We start from the raw sequence: 426 nt of genomic DNA, 5'->3' as shown, positions 1-426 counted from the left end.
TCCAGGCTTTTCAAGTAGTCTGCCAGCTCCTTGAGTTCACTGCCGGTGTGACCAATAGAAAATGGTTTTGCTACCACTTCTCCAAAAGGGCGGAGAACGGATACCATGCTCTTTCCTTTGGAAACATCGATCCCTGCCACATTGTTCATATTGATCGCTCCTCATCATGGATTTGTTTTGGCGACCAGCCATTCCACCATTGCCGATCCAATCTATTTGATGACACGGGCGCACCAAGGAGGTGGCTCAACCTGCATAAATCGAACGCTGCGAATGAGAGGCCGGCTGACGGACTTCGTCACGGACGCGCTGGTCCTTGGAGGTATACATCAGGCCAAGACTCTCTCATTCTAACAGCTTAGGCAACGATGCGGAAAAAGACACGGCTGGCTGCCGTGCCTTCAACCGTAAATACATTGTAATAGG

General features: G+C 50.5%; 1 pseudogene. It reads right to left on the bottom strand.

Annotation, left to right across the window (positions count from 1 at the left end):
• A pseudogene (locus NE584_RS19365) lies at window positions 1-149 on the bottom strand (IS110 family transposase); the annotation flags it as partial.
• Window positions 150-426 lie beyond the last annotated feature (277 nt).

Source organism: Clostridium sp. DFI.5.61, from assembly GCF_024462915.1.
Classification (GTDB): domain Bacteria; phylum Bacillota; class Clostridia; order Oscillospirales; family Oscillospiraceae; genus Lawsonibacter; species Lawsonibacter asaccharolyticus.
This window is presented reverse-complemented; position numbering and strand designations above follow the sequence as displayed.